The following is a 24,825-nucleotide window of genomic DNA, read 5'->3' as shown; positions in this document are numbered from 1 at the left end:
AAACTATGATGCAAATTTATAAATTAGTAAACTATAATTTTCGGGTGTTGGAAAAGGAACATTTTCAACTTCAAAAAGTAATTGTTGTAAAGCATCTTCAGCAACAATATTTATTTGTTCTTCAACTTGTTTGTATTCAACAAAATTGTCTAAAACTTTTACAGCGTCTTTTTTATAATGCTTGGAAACTCCGTTACGATAATTGTGTAAATAGTGCGTAATTAATGCTTTGTCGTATGGTTCAACAAGTTTTACCTGATAGTTTTTACCATCAAATTCTTCAATACTTATTTTTTCTAATACGCTCATTACTTTATCTAAAATTAAGGTGCAATTTATGATAATTATTCTAATAAATAAATTATATCCTAGTCAAAAGTATTTCAGTTGGACTGGTAAATTTAATTTCTATTCTATCTCCAATTTGAGCATTAATGTGATTAAACCAAGTTCCTAATAATTTTAAATTTCCGTTTCCGTGAAATTGTTTTGCATATACATCGTTTTCACTTCTCTTACCAGAAGATTTGAGTATGGAATTTGTTAAAAAACCATCACTTGTATTGCAATTATAAATTATATTTATTTGGTTGTTTTTCGTTGTAGATATTCAATCTTCTAGCTTGAGAAATTGGAATATGAAGATAAGCTTCCCCATAAACTACTCCACGAGTATTAGTGTGTCTATGTGAACCCCAAAATAAATGTGCTTTTTTTAGTGTAGTAACAAATATATCTCCTGTATTTGGCATAATTTCTATATTTAGTTGTTTTATTTATGTGGTGCGTTCAACATTTTCTATAATTAATTCACTAAAAATTAGCACTAAACTACCTGATTTAGGATTATTAGTTAGCTCATAAAACAATCATAAATACTCATCAAACCTCCACTTTATTCCTTTTCTCCGGTCTAATAATCATCCTCAAAGATTGATCTTTTGAGAAATAAGCGATCATCCAATTGTAAAAAGTTTGCAATCTATTGCGATAAGTGATTAAAGAAATAAGATGGATAAACAACCAAATTGCCCAAGCCAAGAAACCTTTGAAGTGCATTTTAGGTTTTGGTAAATCGACCACGGCTTTGTTTTTTCCGATAATCGCCATAGAGCCTTTGTCATTGTATATAAAGGCTTTCAAGGGTTTGTTTTGAAGTAGTCGTTTAAAATTTTCGGCTAAATTTACGCCTTGCTGAATCGCTACTTGCGCTACTTGTGGATGTCCTCCTGGAAATGCAGTATCATTCAATTGGATACTCGTATCTCCAATGGCGTAGATATTATTCGTGCCGTTTACTTTGTTGTAAGCATCGGTTGCCATTCGTTTGCCACGACCGTAACTTTCTTCAGGAATGCCTTCGAATACTTTGGCAGAAACACCTGCGGCCCAAATTAAGTTTTTGGTTTGAATGGTTTTACCATCGGCAAAGAAAACGGTATCGTCTTTATAATCGACTACTCTGGTGTTTAGTTTTACAATAACGCCCAATTTGGTTACGGCTTCCAAAGTATCTTCTTGCGATTCCTTACTCATCGGCGCTAACAAGGCATCGCCACCATCTACCAAATAAATATTACTTACAGAAGTGTCTAATTCGGGATATTCTTTGAGGAGAATATTTTTTCGCATTTCGGCAAACATTCCAGAAACTTCTACTCCTGTTGGTCCTCCGCCAGCAACAACAATGGTTAACAAGGTTCTTCTTTTACGAATGTCTTTAGTTATGGATGCTTTTTCGAGATTTTTCAACAACGTATTTCGCATTTCAATAGCATCGTTGAGGGTTTTCATCGGAATGGCATTTTTCTTGACATTTTCCATTCCGAAATAACTGGTTTCGGCTCCAGTGGCAAAAACTAAATGGTCGTATTGCAATTCGCCGTTATTGAGGATGATTTTGTTTTCGGCAGGAATGACTTTTTCTAATTCGCCCAAACGAAATTGAAGATTTTTTTTCCCTGCAAAAAACTTGCGAAAAGGATAACTGATACTGGAAGGTTCTAAAAAAGCCGTCGCAACCTGATAAATGAGCGGCGGAAAGAAATTGTAATTGTTTTTGTCAACGAGCGTTACTTCAATTCCTTGGTGGTTGGCGAGTTCTTTGGCTAAATTAATTCCAGCGAAACCGCCTCCTATTATTACTATTTGCATATCGAGATTTTTATGAGAAAGATTATCAAAATTCTATTCCATAAAAGTACAATATTAATTTAGGAGCAAAAACTAAAAAGCTATTCCTTTTTGAATTTTTTAACAGGTTTTTCAGCAACCTCCGTTTTGTTCTGTAACAAATGATTGGCTAGCAATTTTTCGATCAATTCATCTTTGGTCAAGTGATGAAAAATGGTTTTGATTTTTGTTTTTAATTCCGCATCTACTTCATGATTAGGTTTGGTTTTGAAGATTTGTTTCGCCCACAAAAGCGTGTTGTTTTCTTCAATACTAGCCAAAGATGGTTTTTTATATTTGGAAAATTGAATGCCCAATTCTCTTTCAAAATCAGTAATTTCAGCGACTTCTTCTTGTTGTAAAACGGTTAACGAAAGTCCCTTTGCTCCTGCTCTGGCTGTTCTTCCGCTTCGGTGCACATAAACTTCATAAACGTCTGGTAAATGGTAATTAACCACATACGAAATTTCCTTTACGTCAATTCCTCTGGCTGCTAAATCGGTTGCAACCAAAATATTGATGTGTCCTTCACGGAATTGCTCCATAATTCGGTCACGGATTCCTTGGGACAAACTCCCGTGCAAAGCTCCAGATGAAAATCTATTGATGGCTAAATTCTTGGCTAATTTATTAACCGCTGCTTTGGTTTTACAAAAAATAATACCACGTTCTCCATCTTTCGAAGTTAGAAAGTGCATTAAAACATCCAGTTTTTCGATTGGATCTACTACAATATATTGGTGGTCAATTCCTTGATTGCCTACCGTTTCCATATTGGCACTAATCTGAACTACATTTTTGTTTAAATAGTTTTGAATCAGTTGTTTTATGGTTCCGGGCATAGTTGCCGAGAAAAGAAATGTTCGGTGGTTTTTTGGTAATTCGGCAATGATTTCGTCCAAACCTTCTTTTAGAATGGTAACCATTTCGTCCGCTTCGTCTAGAACAAGATATTTGGCTTCTTTTAAATTGATGGCTTTACGCTGAATCAAATCAATCAATCTTCCGGGTGTTGCTACCACAATATGTGTTGACGAAGTCAATCGCTCAATTTGTGGTTTTATGGGAATTCCTCCGCAAGTTTCGGCGATAGAAATTTCAGAATTGTATTTGGCAAATGCTTCTAAATTACTAAAAATCTGATGTCCTAATTCACGAGTTGGAGCTAGAATAACAGACTGAATAGTAGTTAATTTAGTATCGATTAATTGAAGTAATGGTAAACCAAAAGCAGCTGTCTTTCCTGTTCCTGTTTTAGCCAGTCCAACCACATCAGTATTGGATAAAAGCAAAGGAATGGCTTTTTGTTGAATTTCTGTTGGCACAACAATTTTCAAATCAGAAAGTGCTTTTATAATGGATTCTTGAATTCCTAAATCAGAGAATTTTTTTGACATTTTTTAGATTTAATAATTGATAAAATTGTTACCTGTTGGGTGTAATTCAAAATTTATGATTTTTAAACACATAGAAACATAGCTTTTGTGAATTTTGAAAGGCGTTTCACTTTCTTAAAGAAAAACATAGCTATGTGAACCCAACAATTGGGCTATCCAACTCTTTTTTCTACGATTCTATGTGTTTAAATTTTATATCTTTTTGGAATTCTTACATTTTTAATAATTACAACCAACGGGTTAATTGTTGTTTTTGAAAAGATTCTCGATACAATTTTAAATAGTAAAGCTGTCGCATTACTATTTAAAATCACTCGAATTGACGTGCTAACTGAAATCTGAACACTGATTACTGAACACTAATTAATCCGCTTCATTCATAATTTTTTCACGATACTTCTTCCCAATTAGCAGTTGCAGTTTTTGTTTGTAATCGTCCACCAACCATTCACGATAGTTTTTGCTACATTGGCTCAAACATTTGGCATAACGCTTCAAACGGCATTCTATGTCTGGGTCTAATTCCTTGAATAATTCTTTGGCATCACGCAATTCTTCGGTGTTATCCACACACATCGCAGCGTGTTGTTCTAACGATTTATCCAAAACCACTTTGGAACGTAAATTTTGAGCAATTGCCAATTTGTGTTCTTCATCTACATCAAAAGTTACGTCTTTGGTTTTAGCAAATTTGGCACGCAATTCTGGTGGCATCGTGTATTTGAAATACAATTCGATTTCGGTATCGTCACGCAAGTTTTCTAAATAAAATTCAGGTGATTTGAAGATGTGTTGCCAATTGACAGGCTCATTCCACAAGCCAAAACGAGCGGCATTATTTCCTAAATCGATAACGGTAAATTCGTCTTTTCCAGGTAATTTTCGAGAACCACGACCAATCATTTGGAAATACAACGTCAATGATTTGGTTGCTCTGTTTAAAATAATAGTTTCTACTGTTGGTTCGTCAAAACCAGTTGTCAAGATACCTACAGAAGTTAAAATAGCATCTGGAGTATGCTTGAACCAATGCAAAATCTCTTTACGCTCTTCGTTGCTACTAGTGTTATCCAAATGTCGGATTCCGTAACCAGCTTCTCTAAACGTTTCATAAACATACAAAGAAGTGTTGATTCCGTTATTAAAAATCAGGGTTTTCTTGCCTAATGATTTTTCGGTGTAAGCGTGTAATAATTTTTCCTGCATTACCAAATTGGTGTACAAATCATCAGATGATTTTACGGTATAATCCCCGTTGATTCCGACTTTCAAAGAAGTCAAACCTACGTCATAACTATAGGTAATGGCTTTTGCCAAAAAGCCTTTTTCAATCAAGGATTCAATAGTATCCCCTACTATTAATTCGTTGTAGCTTTCGTGCATTGGCAATTTGATATTCGAACTCAAAGGCGTTGCTGTAACCCCAAGGATAAAGGCGTTTTTGAAAGAACTCAATAATTTTCTAAAAGAATTGTAATGCGCCTCATCAATAATTACTAAACCAATATTGTCAAGATGCAATTTTTCGTCATTGATACGGTTTTTTAAGGTTTCTACCATTGCCACAAAACAAGAATAATCGTTTTGGTCTGGCAATTCTTTTACTTTACTGTTGATGATTTTATTTTTCACACCAAAGCCTTTCAACATTTTTGAAGTTTGCTTACACAATTCAATTCGGTGTGTCAAAACCACCACTTTCATATTGTGCTTGGACAAATATTGACGAACAATTTCAGAAAAAACGACTGTTTTCCCTCCGCCTGTTGGCAATTGGTACAACAAATGATAATTATTTGGTGCATTATCGATGCGCTCAAAAATGGCTTCGATATCGCCTTTTTGATAGGAATACAGTTCTTTTTTATCTTCTAATTCTATTTCTAAAGTATTTTGAGACATTGTTATTTGTTGGATTTTTGCAAAAATACACCTAAAAAAGAGTTTTCACACCAAATTATATGACAAATAAAGTAGAAAGATTAAATAAAATCGATTATAGGAACTGGTTTTTCAATATTCGAAACGCTCAATAACGGCATCGAATTCTTCTTTGTTGAACCATTTTTGTCGCCTTGTTTCTTCGCTTATAGCATTAATTCGGGGTTTGAATTCGTCTAATATTCCGTTGGCAATCATAAATTTAATGGCTTGATTGAAGGAATTGAACATACTTTTATAAAATAATTCCGTTTGAACATGACGTTCAGACGAGAAGGTTTGCGCAATTTCGATGGCATACAACATCAAATCGCCTATTATGAAAGGATCGACACCCAAAACGATGAAATGCTTGATGTATTTTTGAGCCACGGAACGTCGCATTTTGGGTCTTTTGGGTTTTATGCCCGTTTTTTGAGGGAAATATTCGTTAGCAATTTTGATTTTGCTTTCCTGTAATAATGTATCTTCTTTTGGATTAAAGACAAAGTCATAATAAGTTTTTACGGCAGGGAACTTTTCATACAACTCTAGCAATTGTTCTTCAAGTTGTTGTTTGTTTAGTCCTGTTAAATATTTTTTTAAATCGCGTTTGCTCATTTTAAAAGTTTATTCGTTTATTTGTATTTGCTTTAAAAAAAATAACAAATGGATTATACAAAATTAATTGAATTAGCAAGTTATACATTTCCCGCCATTATTACAGGATTAGTGGCTTATTATTTATTCAAATCCTATTTTAAAGACCAACAAAATACCCGCCGTTGGTTGCTTCAAAAAGATTATCAAAAAGACACTTTACCCTTGCGATTGCAAGCTTACGAACGAATGACACTCTTGATGGAACGCATTAATCCCAGTCATTTATTAATTCGCATCACTCCTATTTCTGAAAATAAAAATGAATATGCTAATTATGTGATTGCGCAAGTAGATCAGGAGTTTGAACACAATTTGCCCCAACAAATTTATGTTACCAATGAATGTTGGTCTATCATTACGACTGCTAAAAATGCTACGATACAAATGATTCGTTTGGCTGCCAAAAACGAAAAAGTAAATGACGCCAACCAGTTGCGTGAATTGATCTTAAGTGACTTAATAGAAAAACCTTCGCCAAGTAGTGCTGCTCTTGCTTTTATTAAAAATGAAGTGAGTAGATTGTGGTAGTTAGGTATAATTATCAAAAGAAAATATACAATACTGATTTTAGTGTAGTTTAATATTTTTCAATAACAATAATAATTGCAATACTTTAATGAATTAGAAAATGGAAAATGAAAAAACATTCAGAACTAAAACAGGATTTTGTCATATTTTACCAGACAAAATAATTTTGACAAGAGAAGGAATAATTGGAAATGTTGCAAAAATAACTGTAGGAAATGGAATATCTAGAACTTTAATAATTTATTCTGTAATTTCAATTTTCTTACTAAATTCAGCATATTCAAGTTTTCAAAAAGGAGAAAATGTTTCAGTTTTTTTCTTTGGTTTATTAGCAACATTCTTAATTTATGGAATCATAAAAAGTATAAATAACTCTGCATCTCCAATAATAGAAAGAAATAAAATAAAAGGAGCGAAATTTATAAATGCAAAAGTTGGATTGACACGTTCAAGATTTGAAATTTCGTTTGAAGACGAAAATGGAAAATTAAAAAAACGTTTGATTATGCTTCCAGGTTCATTAAATGACGGAACAAACGAAACAGAAAAAGCATTGGCTATAATGAAAAGTGAAAGAATATTAGCGTCTTAAAAATAACGCAGGCTAAACTATTAAGATATTTGGTTAATTAGAATTAATAGAATATCAAGAATAAGCAAAACAAAATAAATGGTCTTAATTTATTATTTAACCTCTTCAAACATAAAAACCTACTACTTATTTTCACTCATAATATCACTTCTTTCTTGCGCATATTTGAATCCGTCTCCCCACCATTCGGTCATTTTTTGTTTATTAAAAATCAAGGCGTTATTGGTTAATTTTGTGGGTGTGTAATACAGATTTAGCTTAATTTCTTTGTTTCTTGCCAACAGTTTTCCGATGGTAATATTTTGTTTTTCCACTTGTTCTAATGTAATTCGAAATAAATCGATGAGCAATGAAAATGGATTTTGTCCAATAACTTTATTGGTTATATTGGTTTCGGTTTCTAGAATCACCACATCAATTTCAGTAGCGCCACGATTAATCGCTTCTTGAATAGGCACTAAACTCGAAAAACCACCATCGCCATATTCATACCCATTTTTATTAACCAAGGTCATAAACGGAACATAATTCCCTGAAATCCAAATCCATTCACAAAATTCATCATAAGTAAAATCCTTGATCGATTTGTATTCGGTTTCATTGTTAGAAATATTGGTAACCGTCACTACAACATCTTTATTGGAGAATTTTAAAGTATTGAATTCTTCGATAGGCAAACTCGATTTGATTAATTTCAGTAGATTTTTGCTTTCGCCAAACGTTCTTTTTCCTTTGAATAATTGTCGGAGAACACTAAAGTGATTGATGGTTACAATATCGACTCCTTTTTGTTTTTTGATAATAAATGGGTTCACATTGAAAATTTTCCCCATATCGACATTCGTATAAATATCATGGATTTTTGAAAGATTACCTAAAGCCAAATGAGAAATCAACAAACTCCCTGTTGAAGTGCCTAGAAATAAATCGTATTCATACTTTTTATTTTCTATCAAAAATTGGGCTACACCTCCAGCAAATGCGCCTTTGCTTCCTCCTCCAGAAATTACTAATGCTCTCATTTATGTTTTTATTTTATTTCAAGAAAATATTTTTGACTTGCAAATTAATATTTAATTTGATTTTCTCACTAAAATAATAATATAGATTGGTAATTTATATTTTTTGCCCTAAAATGATACTCAAACAATTGTATCGGACAAAAAATAAATAGTTTGTTTTGCAGCAGTTTTTCTAAAAAAGACTTTTTGAGAGGTGTTGTTTAGGAACTAATTTTGAACAACAAATCTATCGTTCTTCATACATTTTTAATAATTGCGTTACTGTATTCCAATTGCGGATTGTTGCTGTAACATTCAATTTTTTTTCAATGTATTTTTGTTCTAATCTTGTTTTTCCTGCTCCAACGGCATATTTAATATAGATTCTACTTTCGTCAATACTGGCTTCATCAGGCTTGACTTGACTCATTTTCAAATCATTGATACTATCGCTTTTTAAACTGGTAGAAATAAATGCTACGTATAGTTTTTTGGTATCCAATTCTTTTTCTTTCAAAAAAGGATTGTTCTTAAAACAGGCCTCTAAATCAGCTTTGCCAATGACTACTACGGGAACTTCATGACCAAAAACTTTGAAGATTTCCTGTTTTATTTTGAAGCCCACTGCTGCTGCATTTTCTTCATTAGTATCCACAAAAACGTTTCCGGTTTGAATGTAGGTTTGCACATTTTCGAAACCAATAGCTTCTAAAGTCGTTTTCAAAGCCTCCATTTTTATCATATTATGACCTGAAACGTTGATACCACGAAGTAATGCGAGATGAGTTGTCATTTTTGTTCTATTTTTTTGCGAAGATATTAGTTATAATTGATTGTACAATTTTATGATACACGAGATCAATAAATCTTTACACAACCGAAACTAAAACATGGGAATAATACAAGTTTTTTTAAAAGTAATGTAAGTATGAATCCAGTAAGGAATCTGACCTTTACAGTATTGAAATTAATTTGGGACTAACATAAAAAAAAGAGCAATAATTTTAAAACAAAAAAGGATGAACAATATATTCAAAGGATTATTAGCCGGATATGGTGCCAAAAAATTAGGAGGCGGTTGCTTTAGTACCATTTTAGTTTTTGTACTGATTTGGTTATTATTAAGTCAATGCAGTTAAAAGGAAATTTTACAATAGTAAATTACATATTCAAACAACAATTTAAAAACAATAATTATGAGTACAGGTAAAGTAGTTTTAGGAACAGTGGCAGGACTTGCCATAGGTGGAATTTTAGGAATTTTATTTGCACATGAAAAAGGTTCGGTAACTCTCCAACAAATTCGTGACAAAGGAAATGATTGTGTAAGCGATTTAAAATCAAAAATTAATGATCTTGCTGATACCGACCGTAAAAGGAAAAATTGAAACGCTTAAAACAGAGACACAACAATTAGCCGATAACGGAAAAGCAAAGTTAGACGAGGTAAAAAACGATATTAACGACGCTGCATTAAACAATTAAATTAAAACATTATGACAGACGATACAACACCAATAGCAACGCTTTTTGACAGAGCAAAAGATTACAGTAAAACAACCTTAAAATTGTTTAAGCTAAATGCGGTTGATAAAACTGCCGAGATAGTTTCGTCTCTTTTTTCATTATTAGTTGTTGTTTTAACCGTTGTACTGTCTGTCGTAATAATTAGTATTGGTTTGGCATTATACATTGGCAAATTATTAGGTGATTCCTTTTATGGTTTCTTTGTTATTGGAGCTTTTTATTTGTTGCTGGCGATTATTCTTCGTGTTTTCAGGGAGCAATGGTTAAAATATCCCGTAAGCAATTCGATTATCAAACAAATGATGAAACCAAAAAAGATTTGATATGAAATGAGCATGACTGATAATTGGTTGCAACCATTAAATATGATATGCGAATTACCTATGACCGATAAAAAACAATAAACAGCAACATATGAAAAAGACCAACGAAACCGATATTTTGAACGAATTAATTATTCTTCAAGAACAGCAATACGAAACTGATTTAAGGCTTTTGAAAGAACAATTTAATCTTGCTTACGAGAGCATAAAGCCTATCAACATCATCAAAAATTTAGTCCATGATGTTAGTAATTCTCCAGAAATAAAAAGTGATATTGTTAGCAATGTTATTGGTATGACAACTGGATTTGTTTCCAAAAAACTGTTGATTCATAGCTCGCACAATCCTATCAAAAGGGTATTGGGAACGGTACTTCAGTTTGCCATTGCTAATGTGGTTTCTAATCATACCCAAACTATTAAAACCATTGGAAATAATGTATTGGGTTTTATTCTGAACAAAAAAAGGAAATAGAAAAAAATTAAAAATCCGTTTCAAAATGCAAAAATTTTGAAACGGATTTTTTTATACAAATTGATTTTGAATCTTAAACAGAACTACTCCAACTCTACTTTTACATTATATAAATTAGAACTCAAAATAGATTCTATTGATCCAAAAGTGGCAATTCCTTTTTGGTATTCTCGTTCTTTTTTCAAATCTAGTTGTCTTACGCTATTTTCAAAACGGCTTACTTCTTTTAAAGTTGTTAAAATTAAACCTGGAACCATGGCATTTTTACCATCATTATCTTTAGAAACCATAGTAAAATAAGAGGAATTACAATGCTTAACTACTCCAGTTCTAATATTTTCAGCTTCGACACGAATGCCAATAATCATAGAGCTTCTTCCTACGTAATTTACGCTGGCTTTCATGGTTACTAATTCTCCTACTTCAATGGGAGCCAGAAAGTTAACCGTATCTACAGAAGCTGTTACACAATAATTTCCAGAGAATTTTGAGGCACAGGCAAAAGCAATTTGATCTAGTAATGACAATATGTAACCTCCATGTATTTTACCACTAAAATTGGTATGAGAAGGCAACATTAACTCGGAAATAGTGATATGAGAAGAGCTTACGGTTTTGAAAGTTGTATTCATAAATGATTCTTTATTCGAAATTCTTAAAATAATGCGCTTACAAAACTACACTTTTTCTAGATAGTTTATAAAATTACTTTTTGGTGATTCACATAGCGAACACTCGTAGTCTTCTGGCAAATCAGCAAACAAAACTCCTTTTTCAACACCTTGGGTTGCATCGCCAAATTCGGCGTTATAAAGCGTTAAACATTCCTGACATTGATGAATATCTTGTTCTTTTGCTTCTTTTTTGATGGTTGTAGCACTAACTTCAAAGGTTGAATTTCCTAAATCTTCAAAATATTTTCTACTCAATTCAATCAAAATATTAGGCAATTCTAATTTATCAACATCTTGAGCATGAACGATGTATTCTTTGGTATTGGGATCAAAATTTTTGGCATACAAAACATTGTAAGTAGCTCTGATTTTTATTGATTCTAAATCTTTTGGTGCATCATTTTTTTCTACCACAATCGAAGTAAAATAATGTCCCTCACGGTTATATTCAGATAATCCAAAAGTCAAACCGTAAGTACTAATATCAAACTGATCTAGTGTTCGCACTAAAAAAGTTTTTAAATTCAAAGCCCATTCTTCGGCTACTGGTAAGTGCCAATTCAATTCTAATAACGAATGGCGCACGTTAATTCCTCGTTTGCCTAGAAATTTTTCCCAATCTAATTTTCGGTCTTTTGGAATTCCTTTGATTATAAACGATTTCCAAGGTGTGATACAAATTTTACCAATTTTACAATCAAAACACAAATCGCACATTTCTTTCAAAAAGTCTAAATCGTAAAGGTTATTTCTCCAATACAATCCCAACCAATATTGGTCAATTCCCAGTCTATTCATTCCTTCATAATACGGAAAAGGATAAAACGGAATATTCAACGGCTTGTCAATTGTTCTATTATTGGTATCCAAAGCATCGTTTACTAATTGGAAAATCATATCTGCAGAATCGGGTTCTTCTTGCAGGACTTTTTCAATTGCATAATACACTTCGGCAATATTCCAGCTGTAAATTAGGACTGGATATATTTCCATTTTGTCCCATTTTGGCAAACGAATGTACACAAACCAATAATCTTCATGGTGTGAAGCTATAAAGTTGATATGTCCTGTAAACAATGGTACTAACTGCTGATTTGGATCAGTAATATTGACTTTCAATGCAGGATTTTGCTTGAATTGTTCCAAGATGTATAGGAATTTATTCCCCGTTAGCCATGGTGTATTTCTAAAAATATCTGTCGAGACATAAGAGGTTACAATATTGTTTCCACTTTTTTCATTGGGATAAACAAAATGATATTTGCCAGCCTTTTCTTTTCCGATAGCTGTAAATCCTTTTGGAAAAATAATATCTTGTCTGGAACCAAAAGAAATATCTTTTAATCCTTGATCCAAAGCCATATTTACAATTTCTCGTAATTCACCTGGTGAAATTACGCCTCCCTTTACTATTAATCTTGTCAATTCCATAGTCTATAGTGTTCAGTGTTCAATGTTCAGTATTCAGGGGTCAGTTGCTCTCTGAACACTGAATACTGACCACTGAACACTTTTTTATTTATTTACATTTTGATAAAATTTCTTTTACTTCGGTTTTACAACTTCCGCAGCCTAATCCTGCTCCAGTTGTTTTGCATAACTCGGTGAAGTTGGTCACACCGCCTTTGATACATTCTTCAATATTTCCTGCACCTACTTGGCTACAAGAACACACTAATTTTCCTAAAACTGGTTTTGCGGTAGAGCTGCCTCTTAACAAACTGTTTCGCTTATCAGACAATTCGATTTTGCTTTCAATCATAGTTTTGAATTCGGCAAATTCGGCTTTATCTCCCATTAAAATTGCTCCAACTAATAAGTCATTTTTAACGATACACTTTTTGTAATATCGCTTTCCTAAATCAGAAAATACAATTTCTTCATAGGAATCATCATTTTGTGGTGCTTCAATTTCGCCAATACTACACAAATTGATGTCTTCTAATTTCAAGATATTCATCAAAACTGAACCTTTGTAGAAACTGCTAATGTCGCCCGCCATAAAGTTAGCCAAAATATCAGCTTGTTCCTCGGCAGCTGATGTAATTCCGAACAACTGATTGTTGAATTCCGCAATTTCTCCAATCGCAAAAATACTAGGATTTGAAGATTGTAAATACTGGTTAACTTTCACTCCACGTCCGCAAGCCAATCCTGCTTCTTTGGCAATTTCGATGTTGGGAATAGTCCCAATGGTATAAACAATAGCATTTGCTGTCAAAATTCGACCACTTTTCAGTGCAATTTCTAGTTCGTTTGCATTATCGGTTTCGAATACTGTACTTACCTCATTATCAAAGTAAATCGCAATATCACGAAGTTGTACTTCCTCGGCCAATAATTTACTCGAAATTCGATCCAATTGACGTTCCATCAAACGGGAAGCACGTTGAATTATGGTGATTTTTACTTTTTTATGTTTTAAGGCTGCTGCTAATTCTAGTCCCAACAATCCACCACCAACAATTACTACGTGCTGCTCTTCTGTTGGTAAATTAGTGCTGTTCAAATAGTCTTTCAATCGATCGGCATCACTCTTTTTTCGCATGGTGAAGCGTCCAGGTAAGTGCAATTGTGCGTTTTCGGGTACAAATGGACGGCTTCCAGTTGCTAAAATCAAGGAATCGAAACTGTGCAAAACGCCTTGGTTATCCAAAATCGTTTTCTCTTTTGTATTCAAATTATCAATAGAAACATTTGAGCACATGCTAATATTCAACTTGGCTAGTGCTTCTTCTTTAATTTTCATCAATTGCTCCCAAGTGAATTCGCCTGTCATGTACTCTGGCAATAAAACCCTATTGTAGAACGGGTTTTCCTCGTTAGAGAAAACAATAATTTCATCAGTTTTATTAATTTCTCTATAGTTTTGAATAAAACGGAAAGCGGCTGCCCCTGCTCCAACAACGGCTATTTTTTCAAACGGTTTAACATATTTAACTACAGAAACTGTTGTGTATTTAAAATCTGGTTCTTTCGAAACAGGATCAATAATCGTATTGGTTAAGTTGTTCGTTCGATTCAAATCATTTTCTAATTGTTTTCCCCAGTGCATCGGTAAGAAAACTACTCCTTCGCGAATCGTATCCGAAACTTTTGCTTTTACCTGAACCGTTCCATTTTTACTAGTTACCACAACAATATCACCTTCTTCAATTTTTGATTTGAAGGCATCAATTGGATTAATTTCCAAAACAGGACTCGGAATATGTGTCATCAATCGGGATACTTTTCCAGTCTTGGTCATCGTATGCCATTGGTCACGAATACGTCCTGTGGTCAAAATAAATGGAAACTCATCATTCGGTGCTGGCGAAGTATTTTCGATAGCGGTTGGAATATTGAAAATCGCTTTTTGCGAAGGAGTAAAAAACTTTTTATCGGCAAACAAACGAGGCGTTCCGGGATGTCCGTAATCTGGAACAGGCCATTGGAAGGTACCTTCGTTTTTAAGACGGCTGTAATTCAAATACGAAATATCTATATTGGTTCCTTTAGTCATCAAGCAATGTTCTTTATAAATATCCTCGGTAGTATTGAAATTGAAGCCTGAAAAATTCATTTTTTTAGCGAAACGCATCAAAATATCTACATCTGAAAGTGCTTCTCCTGGTGCATTGATTCCTTTTGGTAAATACGAAATTCTTCTTTCGGAATTAGTCATTGTTCCCTCTTTTTCTAACCAACCTGCAGCTGGTAATAATAAATCGGCAAACTTTGAAGTATCGGAATTGTGTGAAATGTCTTGAACGACAACGAATTTGGCATTCGATAAAGCTTTTTCTACTCTTCTGGAATCGGGCAAACTCACTAATGGATTGGTACAAATAATCCAAATGGCTTTCATTTTTCCAGATTCCAAAGCTTCGAACATTTCGGTAGCCGTTAAACCCGGTTTTTCAGAAATACCGTCCACTCCCCAAAATTCAGCTACTTCCTGACGGTGCGTTGGATTAGCCAATTCTTTGTGAACCGCCAATAAATTGGCCATTCCTCCTACTTCACGACCACCCATTGCATTGGGCTGACCTGTTAAAGAAAAAGGACCAGAACCTGGTTTTCCGACATGACCTGTCAATAAAGAAAGATTCAGTAAAGCAGTATTTTTATCAACACCAATAGCACTTTGATTCAATCCCATAGCCCAAAGCGAAATAAATCCTTTGGCTTTTCCAATGATATCTGCTGCATTTTTAATGTCATCTACAGAAACACCGCAAATTTTAGAAGCTTTCTCGAAAGAACTTGCCAAAACTAATTGTTTATATGCAATAAAGTTTTCTGTATGTTTTTCGACAAAATCCATATCCGAAAAACCTTTTTCGATTAGTCTTTTTGCTAAAGCGTGGTACAATACAATATCAGTTCCAGGAATAATTTGCAAATGCAAATCGGCAGCCAAAGCTGAATCGGTTTTTCTAGGATCAACAACAATGATTTTTACTTTTGGATTTTTCTCTTTGTGCTGTTCCAATCTCCTGAACAAAATCGGGTGACACCAAGCTGGATTGGCTCCTGTAATCAAAAACGTATCGGCCAATTCAATATCGTCATAAGCAATAGGCACAGAATCCTCTCCGAAGGTTTTCTTGTAACCCGCCACCGCCGAACTCATACACAAACGAGAATTGGTATCGATATTATTAGTTTTCAAGAATCCTTTTACTAATTTGTTTACCAGATAATATTCTTCGGTAAGACATTGACCAGAAATATAAAAACCGACGCTATCAGGTCCGTGTTTTTTTATGATTGAAGAAAATACTGCAGCAGCACGATCCAATCCTTGATCCCAACTCACACGTTCCATGGGATGTGATTTACTCCATCGCATTTCAGGATACAATATTCTATCCGAAGTATCATTTACCACATAATGAAGGTTTCTTCCTTTTGAACAAAGCATACCTCTGTTGACAGGATTGTCCTTATCACCTGTTACGGAAACTCCATTTTTAGCATCATTAGTTACTACAATTCCGCATCCTACACCACAATAGGAACAGGTAGATTTGATTTCTGAATTTTGCATTGTAATTGCTTTAATATTGATGAAAGTCTAACTTATAGACAAATACTTTATTTTGAAAGTGTAAAAATAAGTATTTTTACGTATAAATACGTATAAAACGAATATTTTTTTATAAATTTGTTCAAAATAAATTTTTGAGAGTAAATCACGGGTTATAAATTATTAATTTTTTATCGATGAGAGAAGATCAAGCCAATTGCATGAGTTGTACCAACGAAAATTGTTTTATCAAAAAACACATTCATTTGGAACAAATGAAAACTTACATTGCTAAAAAACGTAGTTTTATTTGCAAAAAAACACACCAATTTATTATTGAAGGTGCGCCAATTCAAGGACTATATTTTATCTTTAAAGGAAAAGTAAAAACTGTAAAAACAGGTATTCACGGCAAAGAACAAATTGTTCGATTGACTAAAGAAGGAGACACTGTTGGTTTTAGAGGTTTTGGTACAAGCAAGCGTTATCTTATTGGCGCTTATGCCTTGGAAGACACTTTGTTATGTAATTTTAGCAACGAAGATATGCTCGAGATTTTAAAAACTGTCCCTGAATTTACTTATGATCTAATGCTTTTTTACGCTGAGGAATTAAACAAAAGCGAGAATAACATTCGAAAAATTGCTCAAATGAATGTGAGAGAACGTGTAATTGATACCTTATTATACATTCATCGAAAATTTGGTCAAACTAATGGTGTGATCGAGCTTGATTTGTCCCGAAAAGAAATTGCTGATTTTGCTGGAACTACTGACGAACAAGTCATACGTGTACTCTCAAGCCTAAAAAAAGAAGCACTTATCAAAACTGTTGGCAAAAAAATTGGCTTACTTCAAGTAGATAAACTTAAAGCCGAAATTAGAGAACATAAATAGTTTGCTAGCTCAAAATTCTTTGTTTCTACCCATCTTCTTCCAAAAAAAATACGTAGTCTATAAGACCAAAAGACTACATTCTTCTATTTTTTACAAGATAATTCTATTTTTTTAGATTATTAAAGTCTAAAATCTTTGTTTTTATTAAAACCAACCCTCATTAGTACGTATATATTACTAGGTATTTATGTTCTGTAAATACCTGAAATAATACTATTTACGTCTTAATTCTGCCATAAAACAGAAAAAAAACCAACATATTTACGTTTTTTCTAGTGTTAAAAAACTGTTTTGACCTGTATTTTACGTAGTATATAAGTATTAATACTTACGTAAATTTGCTTCATACTTAATCAAAACAATTACAAACAAAAACAAGAACTATTATGAAAATTACAAAATCAATTTATCTACCGTTATTAGGATTAATCACTGGAAATGTATTGGCACAGGATTTTAAAGCTGATATTCAAATTAGACCTCGTTTTGAGTACACCAATGGATTTGGTACATTAATAACACCAACAACAGAACACACTTCTTTTATAGGAAATCGTTCTAGAGTAAATTTGAATTACGGTGACAACAAATTAACTGTAAAACTTTCACTTCAAAACATCAGTACCTGGGGAGATGTAAATACCACACCACTTGCTAGTAAAAATGGAGTAGCTGCTTTTGAAGCGTATGCAGAATACAAATTCACTGAAAAATGGAGTACAAAATTAGGTCGTCAAACTTTGTCTTATGACAACCAAAGAATAATAGGTGGACTAGATTGGGCAACACAAGGTCGTAGTTTTGATGCTGCTTTAATCAAATACAAAGGTGCAAAAAGTCAATTGGATTTAGGTTTTGCATTGAATGCTAATTCAGAAGCCAAAGTAGCCGCTGCAACACCTTATGCAACAGACATTTTTAAGGATATGCAATATGCTTGGTATCATTCGAATATCAAAAAACTAAATTTTAGTTTATTAGCCATAAATGTAGGAAGAGAATACTTGAAAACACCAACTGAAATAGGGTTGAATTATTTCCAAACTTTTGGAACTTATGCTAAATATGACGGAAAAAAACTTGGAATTGATTATAGCTTATATGGACAAACTGGTAAAATAGGCAAAAATACTGTATCAGCTTGGGAAGCAGCTGTAAATTTAGGATACGCATTTACTCCAAAATTTAAAGCAACTTTAGGATATGAATTCTTATCAGGTAAAGATCAAAATTCAACATCGACAGTTGTAAAATCTTTCGCCCCATTATTTGGTACAAACCACGCCTTCAACGGTTTTATGGATTATTTCTATGTGGGAAATCATGCTAATTCTGTAGGTTTGAGTGACATTACATTAAAACTAGATTTTCCAATCAAAAAAGTGAATTTATCAGTTGCTCCTCACATTTTTTCAGCTCCTAACAAAATTGTTTCTGCTGGTGTAGAACAAGATTCATACCTAGGAACAGAGATTGATGTAACTGCGGTTTACAAAGCATACAAAGACATTACCTTAATTGCTGGATATTCTCAAATGTTTGCTTCAGATTCAATGGTTGCCTTAAAAGGAGGAACAGGATTAAACGATAGTACAAATAACTGGGCATATTTGATGATAAACATCAATCCTCAAGTTTTTTCCACAAAAAAATAATACTACAAATTTTTAAATTTTATACAGATGAAAATGATACAAAAACAAATAGCAACATTAACAAAATCAGTATTGGTTTTGGCAGTAGCAGTGAGCACAGCTTTCACGACAGTAAACGCCCAAGAACCTATAAAACTTGGATTTATTCCACTAACCGATTGTTCGCCAATCGTTATGGCAAAAGAATTAGGATTGTTCAAAAAATATGGTGTAGAAGTAATTGTCACCAAAGAATCTTCTTGGGCCAATGTGAGAGATAAAATCTTGACCGGCGAATTGGACGGAGCGCATTGCTTGTATTCTATGCCTTTTTCAGTGTACACTGGTGTTGGTGGAAAAGCAGGTTCAGAAATGAAAATTGCCATGATGTTGAATACCAATGGTCAAGCCATAACATTATCAAATGATTTTTGTGGAAAAGTAGGTTTTAAAGATATGGCTAAAGCTGGTCCTGTGGTAGCTTCTAAATTAAAAGCCGAAAAAGAAGTAACATTTGCCATGACTTTTCCAGGTGGAACTCACGATTTATGGTTGCGTAACTGGTTAGCATTAGCAAATATCAATCAAAAAACTTCTAAAATTATCACCATTCCACCTCCGCAAATGGTTGCTAATATGAAAGTAGGTAATATGGACGGATTTTGTGTAGGAGAACCTTGGGGAGGTGTAGCTGCAATGCAAAAAATAGGATTTACTCAAATTGCAACTCAAGATATTTGGAAAGATCACCCAGAAAAAGCATTGGTAGTAAACAAAGATTTTAGTGCAAAAAGAAAAGCAGATTTGATTAAAGTTATGAAAGCTGTAATGGAAGCATGTATGTGGCTAGACGTTCCTGCAAATCGTAAAAAAACGGCTGATATTATTGGCAAAGCACCTTATGTAAATGCCAACAACGATGTTATCGAAGACCGATTAAATGGAGAATACAATTTAGGTTGCAATTTAGGTAAAAAAATATACAAAGGAGATCAAATGGCTTTCCACAAAGGTGGTTTAGTAAACTTCCCACGCAAATCACATGCTATCTGGGCCATGGCACAATACGTACGTTTTGGATACTTAAAAACAGCTCCTGATTACAAAGCTATTGCCGACAAATTAATTCTTACCGATTTATACAAACAAGTAGCTGCAAGTATGAAAGTAAAAGTACCTGCTGACGATATGAAACCGTTTTCACTTACCATGGACAAAACAGTTTTTAATCCAGCAAATCCAGCAGCTTACTTAAAAACAGTAAAATAAAAACAAAAATATCAATCGAATTCCTCTTCTTAATGAAGAGGAGTCGAATGATACTCAACAGAATTAAAGATTAAAGATTAAAAACTAAATTAAAATTTATTGCCATGTCAGAAAAAAACACACTAACAATTGAGGATGCATTAGATAGATCCATCAATGATTCAACAGAAACCGTAAAGACTTCTGGTGAAGAAAATTACAAACTGAAATTAGCCTTAAACACATTTATCGAAAAATCAAAATCCATTTTTTTTGCCATCATTGGATTAGTAGTTTTTGGCGGATTATGGACAGCATTAAGTGCTTACACTGAAGATGCTTTGCCTGGACCAATACCAACATTGACCGTATTAAAAGAAATGTTGAGTGACCCTTTCTACGATTATGGACCGAATGACAAAGGAATTGGATTGCAATTATTCAACTCTATCAAAACGGTACTTTCTGGATTTTTATTAGGTTCGCTAGTAGCCATTCCATTAGGAATTTTAATTGGAGCCAGTACTATTTGCAAACAATTATTTTATCCAATTGTACAATTATTGAAACCTGTTTCGCCTTTGGCTTGGTTTCCAATCGGATTGGTAGTTTTCAAAGATACCGGAATGGCAACTGTATTTATCGTTTTTATTACCTCTTTATGGTCCACTTTGATCAATACTTCTTTTGGTGTTGCATCAATCCCTCAAGATCATAAAAATGTTGCTAAAGCTTTTGGTTTTTCAACTATGAGATATGTAACTAAAATATTGATTCCATATAGCTTACCACATATTATTACAGGTTTACGTTTAAGTATTAGTGTAGCTTGGTTGGTTATTGTTGCCGGTGAAATGTTGTCTGGAGGAGCTGGAATTGGATTCTTCGTTTGGGACAGCTGGAATGCCTTGAGTCTAGAAAAAGTAATTTCTGCCATCATCATCATTGGTATCGTAGGATTGCTATTTGATAGAATATTCACTTTCATCGAAAACAAAGTTGCCTATAAGTAAGGGTTTAAAAGTTTAAAATTGTTTAAAGGTTTAAGGGTTTGCCTCACTTTAAACAATCTTAAACCATTTTAAACAACTTTAAACAATTTAAAAGTTAAACAATCTTAAATTAAAAAACTATGAGTTATTTAGAAATCAAAGACTTGGAAATTTCTTTTCCAACTCCAAAAGGAAAATATATTGCAGTAAGAGATATTAATTTATCTATCAAAAAAGGTGAAATAATCTCTATAATTGGACATTCAGGTTGCGGAAAATCAACGATAATGAATGCTATTGGCGGAATGCTAACTCCAACAGGAGGATCAGTAGAATTAGGTGGAAAAAACATAAAAGGCCCAGGCCCTGATCGAGGAATTGTTTTTCAAAACTACTCCCTTTTGCCTTGGATGAGTGTAGAACAAAATATTTTTCAGGCTGTCGATTCAGTTATGGATTGTTCTAAAGCTGAAAAACACGAAATCGTAATCAAAAACCTGAAAATGGTTAATCTTTTCGAACACAAAGACAAATTACCAGGACAATTATCCGGTGGTATGAAACAAAGAGTTGCCATTGCCAGAGCATTTGCTATAAACCCTGGCGTATTATTGCTAGACGAGCCATTTGGTGCTTTGGATGCCTTGACCAAAGGCTCGATGCAGATTGAAGTATTGAAATTATGGAACCTGAACAACAGAGAAAAAACGATCGTGATGATTACACACGATATTGAAGAAGCTTTGTTTTTATCCGATAGAATTGTGGTTTTAAATAATGGACCTGCTTCTACCATCAGAGAAATTGTAGAAGTGAATTTACCAAGACCAAGAAATAAAATCGAAATCGTAAAAACTCCAGAATACATTGAGTTAAGAGATCGATTATTGCACCTATTAACAGACAAATTCTCTATCGAAGATATGGGAATGGTCTATCAAAGTTAGTTTTTAATTATTTTTGTTTAGCTGAAAACCCCAATAATGACATGGCATTATGGGGTTTTCTATTTTTGATATTGTTTAACTTAATTTTTGATCTATGTTGAATACTATTTTTGATTTCACTGGTGACACATCTGGTGAGTGGGAAGTTATCTGTATGAAAACAGTAAAAGGAGATTCGTTACCCCCAGTTTCTCATTTGACCAAAACAAAAGGAGATTTAGTTCAATCACAATCGGGAATCTGGACACTCAAAGGAATTGTCAGCAATTTGCGCTACACCGAAAAAGAAGAAAAAGAAAAATTAGTCGCTATTCAGGAAGATTTGGGCAGACCTACCGCCACATTTGCTGCTTTTATTCCGATTCGAAAATCAGAAGACTGGTGGAATCTAGCGCAAGACGAACGCCGAAAAATAATGGAAAACAAATCGCAACACACCCAAACAGGTATGAAATATTTGCCCGCCATTGCTCGAAAGTTATTCCATTCGAGAGACATTGGCGAACCCTTTGATTTTTTAACTTGGTTTGAGTATGCTCCTGATGATGCCGATCCTTTTGAAGAACTTTTACACACCCTCCGAAACACCGAAGAATGGAAATATGTCGATAGAGAAATTGACATTCGATTGAAAAAGTAATTTCATTTTTAAGCACAAAAAAAGGCTGTCTTTTCGGACAGCCTTTTTTATATTAAAAAATCAAGAAATTATTTTTTCTCTGATTTTTCCATTTTAGCTTTCAATGCAGCTAATACATCATTGTTATCTCCTAAAGTTGCAGCTGGTGCGTTTGTAGTAGATGCAGATGCAGTAGTTTCAGCAGCAGCTTTCACGTTTTTCTCTTCTTCTTCACGGAAGATAGCAGTGTGAGAAGCAACTACTCTTTTGAATTCTTTGTTGAATTCGATTACTTTGAAATCAGCAGTATCTCCTTTTTTCAATTTCTTTCCGTCTTCTTTTTCAAGGTGACGAGTAGGAATGAAAGCAACGATATCATCTCCAAATTCTACAGTAGCTCCTTTGTCAACAATTTCAGAGATTTCTCCAGAGTGGATAGTTCCCACTGCGAATGAATCTTCGTATTGATCCCAAGGATTAGCAGTAGTTTGTTTGTGACCTAAAGATAATTTACGTCCGTCAACATCTAATTCTAATACAACTACGTCTAATTTCTCACCAACATTCACAAATTCAGAAGGGTGTTTGATTTTTTTCGTCCAAGAAAGGTCAGAAATGTAGATTAATCCATCAATTCCTTCTTCTAATTCTACGAAAATACCAAAGTTTGTAAAGTTTCTAACGATACCTGTATGTTTAGAACCTACTGGGTATTTAGAAGTAATATCAGTCCAAGGATCTTGAGTCAATTGTTTGATACCTAATGACATTTTACGGTCATCTCTATCAAGAGTTAATATAACAGCCTCAACAACATCACCTACTTTTACGAAATCTTGAGCAGAACGTAAATGAGTTGACCATGACATTTCAGAAACGTGAATCAAACCTTCAACACCTTCAGCAACTTCGATAAATGCACCGTAATCAGCGATTACAACTACTTTACCAGAAACTTTATCACCAATAGTTAAATCAGCATTTAAAGCATCCCATGGGTGAGCGTTTAATTGTTTCAATCCTAATTGGATTCTTGTTTTCTCATCATCAAAATCAAGGATTACCACGTTAAGAACTTGGTCTAATTCAAGAACTTCAGATGGGTGGTTGATTCTTGACCAAGAAAGGTCTGTAATGTGGATTAATCCATCAACACCACCTAAATCAATAAACACACCATAAGAAGTGATGTTTTTAACAACACCTTCTAATACTTGTCCTTTTTGTAATTTTCCGATGATTTCTTTTTTCTGTACTTCAATATCGGCCTCGATAAGCGCTTTGTGAGATACAACAACGTTTTTGAATTCGTGGTTGATTTTTACCACTTTGAATTCCATCATTTTGTTTACATATACATCGTAGTCTCTAATTGGCTTAACATCAATTTGAGAACCTGGAAGGAAAGCTTCAATTCCGAAAACGTCAACGATCATACCACCTTTAGTTCTGCATTTTACAAAACCATTAACGATTTCTCCTGTTTCGTTAGCCGAAATAACTCTATCCCATGATTTGATAGTACGTGCTTTTCTGTGAGACAATACCAATTGACCTGTTTTATCCTCACGGATGTCAATTAATACTTCTACTTTGTCACCTACTTTTAATGCTGGATTGTAACGGAATTCGTTCAATGAAATAACACCTTCCGATTTTGCGTTGATATCAACGATAACGTCTCTATCAGTAATTCTAACAACGATACCTTCAACTACTTCTTCTTGATCTGTCGCGATAAAAGTTTTTGAAACTAGGTCTTCGAATTCTTGTAAGTTTTTCTCATCTACTGCATCAATACCTTCTTCGAAGTTGTGCCAGTTAAAATTTGCTAAAAACTCTTCTTGTGATTTTAAAATTTCAGACATGCTGATTAAAAATTTGTATTCTGCATTTTCTCGAGTTTCATAACGTGATAGAAAACAACAGAAGTTGTTTGTATAATTAGTTGATACCTAAAGGAAACTCTTCTTCACCAAAAGGTGTGCAAAAGTAATTCTTTTATTTTGAACTGCAAAATAATTATAAGCAGATAATGGACTGATTTTTAGGAGCGAAATACTTTAAGGTTTAATACTAAATTTTCCACACCTTTGTCAAAGTTCAAAACTTTGAAAAAGGTTATAAATAACAAAAAGATACATTTTCAAAATTCAAATAAAAACAACTGTATTTTGTACTATTTTTTTTATTAGATTTGAAATCA

23 protein-coding genes are annotated in these 24,825 nt (G+C 33.5%); 11 read left to right on the top strand and 12 right to left on the bottom strand.

The features are described from left to right. Positions 1-3: 3 nt before the first annotated feature. The 6 genes from OZP15_RS08865 to OZP15_RS08840 form a co-directional block, all read right to left on the bottom strand. The gene (locus OZP15_RS08865) at positions 4-309 is read right to left on the bottom strand and encodes a hypothetical protein (protein WP_269225121.1); all 306 of its coding nucleotides are present in this window, start codon (positions 307-309) and stop codon (positions 4-6) included. 260 nt (positions 310-569) lie between these two features. Next, complete coding sequence (locus OZP15_RS08860) at positions 570-752, bottom strand: hypothetical protein (RefSeq protein WP_269225120.1); 183 nt, start codon at positions 750-752, stop codon at positions 570-572. Between the two features lie 130 nt (positions 753-882). Then, positions 883-2,154 (bottom strand): NAD(P)/FAD-dependent oxidoreductase, encoded by a 1,272-nt coding sequence (locus tag OZP15_RS08855; RefSeq protein WP_281335894.1) that lies wholly within the window; start codon positions 2,152-2,154, stop codon positions 883-885. Positions 2,155-2,234: 80 nt separating this feature from the next. Beyond that, positions 2,235-3,569, bottom strand: a complete 1,335-nt coding sequence (locus OZP15_RS08850; RefSeq protein WP_281335893.1) for a DEAD/DEAH box helicase — start codon at positions 3,567-3,569, stop codon at positions 2,235-2,237. 363 nt (positions 3,570-3,932) lie between these two features. Then, complete coding sequence (locus tag OZP15_RS08845; protein WP_269225118.1) at positions 3,933-5,471, bottom strand: DEAD/DEAH box helicase; 1,539 nt, start codon at positions 5,469-5,471, stop codon at positions 3,933-3,935. Positions 5,472-5,582: 111 nt separating this feature from the next. Then, complete coding sequence (locus OZP15_RS08840) at positions 5,583-6,110, bottom strand: DUF6155 family protein (protein WP_281335892.1); 528 nt, start codon at positions 6,108-6,110, stop codon at positions 5,583-5,585. A 48-nt stretch (positions 6,111-6,158) separates the two neighbouring features. On the opposite strand from OZP15_RS08840, the gene OZP15_RS08835 reads away from it, so the two are divergent. Continuing rightward, entirely contained in the window at positions 6,159-6,680 is a 522-nt protein-coding gene (locus tag OZP15_RS08835; protein WP_269225117.1) for a DUF7935 family protein, read from the top strand. 100 nt (positions 6,681-6,780) lie between these two features. After that, positions 6,781-7,272: a phosphoribosylaminoimidazolesuccinocarboxamide synthase gene (locus OZP15_RS08830; protein ID WP_269225116.1), complete on the top strand. Its 492-nt coding sequence runs from the start codon at positions 6,781-6,783 to the stop codon at positions 7,270-7,272. A 122-nt stretch (positions 7,273-7,394) separates the two neighbouring features. Here the strand turns inward: OZP15_RS08830 and OZP15_RS08825 are convergent, their stop codons facing one another. Together OZP15_RS08825 and OZP15_RS08820 are read right to left on the bottom strand one after the other, a co-directional pair. After that, positions 7,395-8,294 carry a patatin-like phospholipase family protein gene (locus tag OZP15_RS08825; RefSeq protein WP_269225115.1) on the bottom strand — a complete coding sequence of 300 codons (900 nt, stop codon included), beginning with the start codon at positions 8,292-8,294 and terminating at the stop codon, positions 7,395-7,397. Positions 8,295-8,520: 226 nt separating this feature from the next. Next, positions 8,521-9,066, bottom strand: coding sequence for a DUF1697 domain-containing protein (locus OZP15_RS08820; RefSeq protein ID WP_281335891.1), 546 nt, complete (start codon positions 9,064-9,066; stop codon positions 8,521-8,523). Between the two features lie 403 nt (positions 9,067-9,469). Between OZP15_RS08820 and OZP15_RS08815 the strand changes: the two genes are divergently transcribed. From OZP15_RS08815 to OZP15_RS08805, 3 genes are all read left to right on the top strand, one after another. Continuing rightward, positions 9,470-9,661: a YtxH domain-containing protein gene (locus OZP15_RS08815; RefSeq protein WP_269225114.1), complete on the top strand. Its 192-nt coding sequence runs from the start codon at positions 9,470-9,472 to the stop codon at positions 9,659-9,661. Positions 9,662-9,769: 108 nt separating this feature from the next. Beyond that, positions 9,770-10,123, top strand: coding sequence for a hypothetical protein (locus OZP15_RS08810; protein WP_269225113.1), 354 nt, complete (start codon positions 9,770-9,772; stop codon positions 10,121-10,123). A 91-nt stretch (positions 10,124-10,214) separates the two neighbouring features. Further along, positions 10,215-10,598 (top strand): hypothetical protein, encoded by a 384-nt coding sequence (locus OZP15_RS08805; RefSeq protein WP_269225112.1) that lies wholly within the window; start codon positions 10,215-10,217, stop codon positions 10,596-10,598. Positions 10,599-10,681: 83 nt separating this feature from the next. On the opposite strand, the gene OZP15_RS08800 is transcribed toward OZP15_RS08805, so the two are convergent. The 3 genes from OZP15_RS08800 to OZP15_RS08790 form a co-directional block, all read right to left on the bottom strand. Next, on the bottom strand, positions 10,682-11,230 hold the full coding sequence (locus tag OZP15_RS08800; protein WP_269225111.1) for an acyl-CoA thioesterase: 549 nt from the start codon (positions 11,228-11,230) through the stop codon (positions 10,682-10,684). A 45-nt stretch (positions 11,231-11,275) separates the two neighbouring features. Next, positions 11,276-12,703 carry a rubredoxin gene (locus OZP15_RS08795; protein WP_281335890.1) on the bottom strand — a complete coding sequence of 476 codons (1,428 nt, stop codon included), beginning with the start codon at positions 12,701-12,703 and terminating at the stop codon, positions 11,276-11,278. An 88-nt stretch (positions 12,704-12,791) separates the two neighbouring features. Continuing rightward, positions 12,792-16,304 carry a nitrate reductase gene (locus OZP15_RS08790; RefSeq protein ID WP_281335889.1) on the bottom strand — a complete coding sequence of 1,171 codons (3,513 nt, stop codon included), beginning with the start codon at positions 16,302-16,304 and terminating at the stop codon, positions 12,792-12,794. A 176-nt stretch (positions 16,305-16,480) separates the two neighbouring features. Here OZP15_RS08790 and OZP15_RS08785 point away from each other — a divergent pair, with 176 nt between their 5' ends. The 6 genes from OZP15_RS08785 to OZP15_RS08760 all read left to right on the top strand — a co-directional run bounded on the left by OZP15_RS08785 (position 16,481) and on the right by OZP15_RS08760 (position 22,640). Further along, positions 16,481-17,179 (top strand): Crp/Fnr family transcriptional regulator, encoded by a 699-nt coding sequence (locus tag OZP15_RS08785; RefSeq protein ID WP_281335888.1) that lies wholly within the window; start codon positions 16,481-16,483, stop codon positions 17,177-17,179. A 386-nt stretch (positions 17,180-17,565) separates the two neighbouring features. Then, complete coding sequence (locus tag OZP15_RS08780) at positions 17,566-18,834, top strand: alginate export family protein (protein WP_269225109.1); 1,269 nt, start codon at positions 17,566-17,568, stop codon at positions 18,832-18,834. 27 nt (positions 18,835-18,861) lie between these two features. Further along, a complete protein-coding gene (locus OZP15_RS08775) occupies positions 18,862-20,082 on the top strand; it encodes a CmpA/NrtA family ABC transporter substrate-binding protein (protein ID WP_281335887.1) in 1,221 nt (406 codons plus the stop codon). A 104-nt stretch (positions 20,083-20,186) separates the two neighbouring features. After that, on the top strand, positions 20,187-21,074 hold the full coding sequence (ntrB, locus tag OZP15_RS08770) for a nitrate ABC transporter permease (RefSeq protein WP_281335886.1): 888 nt from the start codon (positions 20,187-20,189) through the stop codon (positions 21,072-21,074). Between the two features lie 119 nt (positions 21,075-21,193). Next, positions 21,194-22,000 (top strand): ABC transporter ATP-binding protein, encoded by an 807-nt coding sequence (locus OZP15_RS08765; RefSeq protein WP_281335885.1) that lies wholly within the window; start codon positions 21,194-21,196, stop codon positions 21,998-22,000. A gap of 94 nt (positions 22,001-22,094) precedes the next feature. Beyond that, positions 22,095-22,640, top strand: a complete 546-nt coding sequence (locus OZP15_RS08760; protein ID WP_269225104.1) for a chlorite dismutase family protein — start codon at positions 22,095-22,097, stop codon at positions 22,638-22,640. A gap of 68 nt (positions 22,641-22,708) precedes the next feature. Here the strand turns inward: OZP15_RS08760 and rpsA are convergent, their stop codons facing one another. After that, positions 22,709-24,487 carry a 30S ribosomal protein S1 gene (gene rpsA / locus OZP15_RS08755; RefSeq protein WP_281335884.1) on the bottom strand — a complete coding sequence of 593 codons (1,779 nt, stop codon included), beginning with the start codon at positions 24,485-24,487 and terminating at the stop codon, positions 22,709-22,711. Between the last annotated feature and the right edge of the window lie 338 nt (positions 24,488-24,825).

Source organism: Flavobacterium eburneipallidum, assembly GCF_027111355.2.
GTDB classification, from domain to species: Bacteria; Bacteroidota; Bacteroidia; order Flavobacteriales; family Flavobacteriaceae; genus Flavobacterium; species Flavobacterium eburneipallidum.
The sequence above is the reverse complement of the archived record's forward strand: the minus strand, read 5'-3'. Positions and strand labels throughout refer to the sequence as shown.

Coding starts and splice junctions, on each gene's coding strand:
- OZP15_RS08865 (WP_269225121.1), bottom strand. CDS start 309: ATGAGCGTATTAGAAAAAATAAGTATTGAAGAATTTGATGGTAAAAAC.
- OZP15_RS08780 (WP_269225109.1), top strand. CDS start 17,566: ATGAAAATTACAAAATCAATTTATCTACCGTTATTAGGATTAATCACT.
- OZP15_RS08810 (WP_269225113.1), top strand. CDS start 9,770: ATGACAGACGATACAACACCAATAGCAACGCTTTTTGACAGAGCAAAA.
- OZP15_RS08820 (WP_281335891.1), bottom strand. CDS start 9,066: ATGACAACTCATCTCGCATTACTTCGTGGTATCAACGTTTCAGGTCAT.
- OZP15_RS08790 (WP_281335889.1), bottom strand. CDS start 16,304: ATGCAAAATTCAGAAATCAAATCTACCTGTTCCTATTGTGGTGTAGGA.
- OZP15_RS08800 (WP_269225111.1), bottom strand. CDS start 11,230: ATGAATACAACTTTCAAAACCGTAAGCTCTTCTCATATCACTATTTCC.
- OZP15_RS08765 (WP_281335885.1), top strand. CDS start 21,194: ATGAGTTATTTAGAAATCAAAGACTTGGAAATTTCTTTTCCAACTCCA.
- OZP15_RS08835 (WP_269225117.1), top strand. CDS start 6,159: ATGGATTATACAAAATTAATTGAATTAGCAAGTTATACATTTCCCGCC.
- ntrB (WP_281335886.1), top strand. CDS start 20,187: ATGTCAGAAAAAAACACACTAACAATTGAGGATGCATTAGATAGATCC.
- OZP15_RS08795 (WP_281335890.1), bottom strand. CDS start 12,703: ATGGAATTGACAAGATTAATAGTAAAGGGAGGCGTAATTTCACCAGGT.
- OZP15_RS08855 (WP_281335894.1), bottom strand. CDS start 2,154: ATGCAAATAGTAATAATAGGAGGCGGTTTCGCTGGAATTAATTTAGCC.
- OZP15_RS08775 (WP_281335887.1), top strand. CDS start 18,862: ATGAAAATGATACAAAAACAAATAGCAACATTAACAAAATCAGTATTG.
- OZP15_RS08850 (WP_281335893.1), bottom strand. CDS start 3,569: ATGTCAAAAAAATTCTCTGATTTAGGAATTCAAGAATCCATTATAAAA.
- OZP15_RS08860 (WP_269225120.1), bottom strand. CDS start 752: ATGCCAAATACAGGAGATATATTTGTTACTACACTAAAAAAAGCACAT.
- OZP15_RS08760 (WP_269225104.1), top strand. CDS start 22,095: ATGTTGAATACTATTTTTGATTTCACTGGTGACACATCTGGTGAGTGG.
- OZP15_RS08840 (WP_281335892.1), bottom strand. CDS start 6,110: ATGAGCAAACGCGATTTAAAAAAATATTTAACAGGACTAAACAAACAA.
- OZP15_RS08845 (WP_269225118.1), bottom strand. CDS start 5,471: ATGTCTCAAAATACTTTAGAAATAGAATTAGAAGATAAAAAAGAACTG.
- OZP15_RS08825 (WP_269225115.1), bottom strand. CDS start 8,294: ATGAGAGCATTAGTAATTTCTGGAGGAGGAAGCAAAGGCGCATTTGCT.
- OZP15_RS08805 (WP_269225112.1), top strand. CDS start 10,215: ATGAAAAAGACCAACGAAACCGATATTTTGAACGAATTAATTATTCTT.
- OZP15_RS08815 (WP_269225114.1), top strand. CDS start 9,470: ATGAGTACAGGTAAAGTAGTTTTAGGAACAGTGGCAGGACTTGCCATA.
- OZP15_RS08830 (WP_269225116.1), top strand. CDS start 6,781: ATGGAAAATGAAAAAACATTCAGAACTAAAACAGGATTTTGTCATATT.
- rpsA (WP_281335884.1), bottom strand. CDS start 24,487: ATGTCTGAAATTTTAAAATCACAAGAAGAGTTTTTAGCAAATTTTAAC.
- OZP15_RS08785 (WP_281335888.1), top strand. CDS start 16,481: ATGAGAGAAGATCAAGCCAATTGCATGAGTTGTACCAACGAAAATTGT.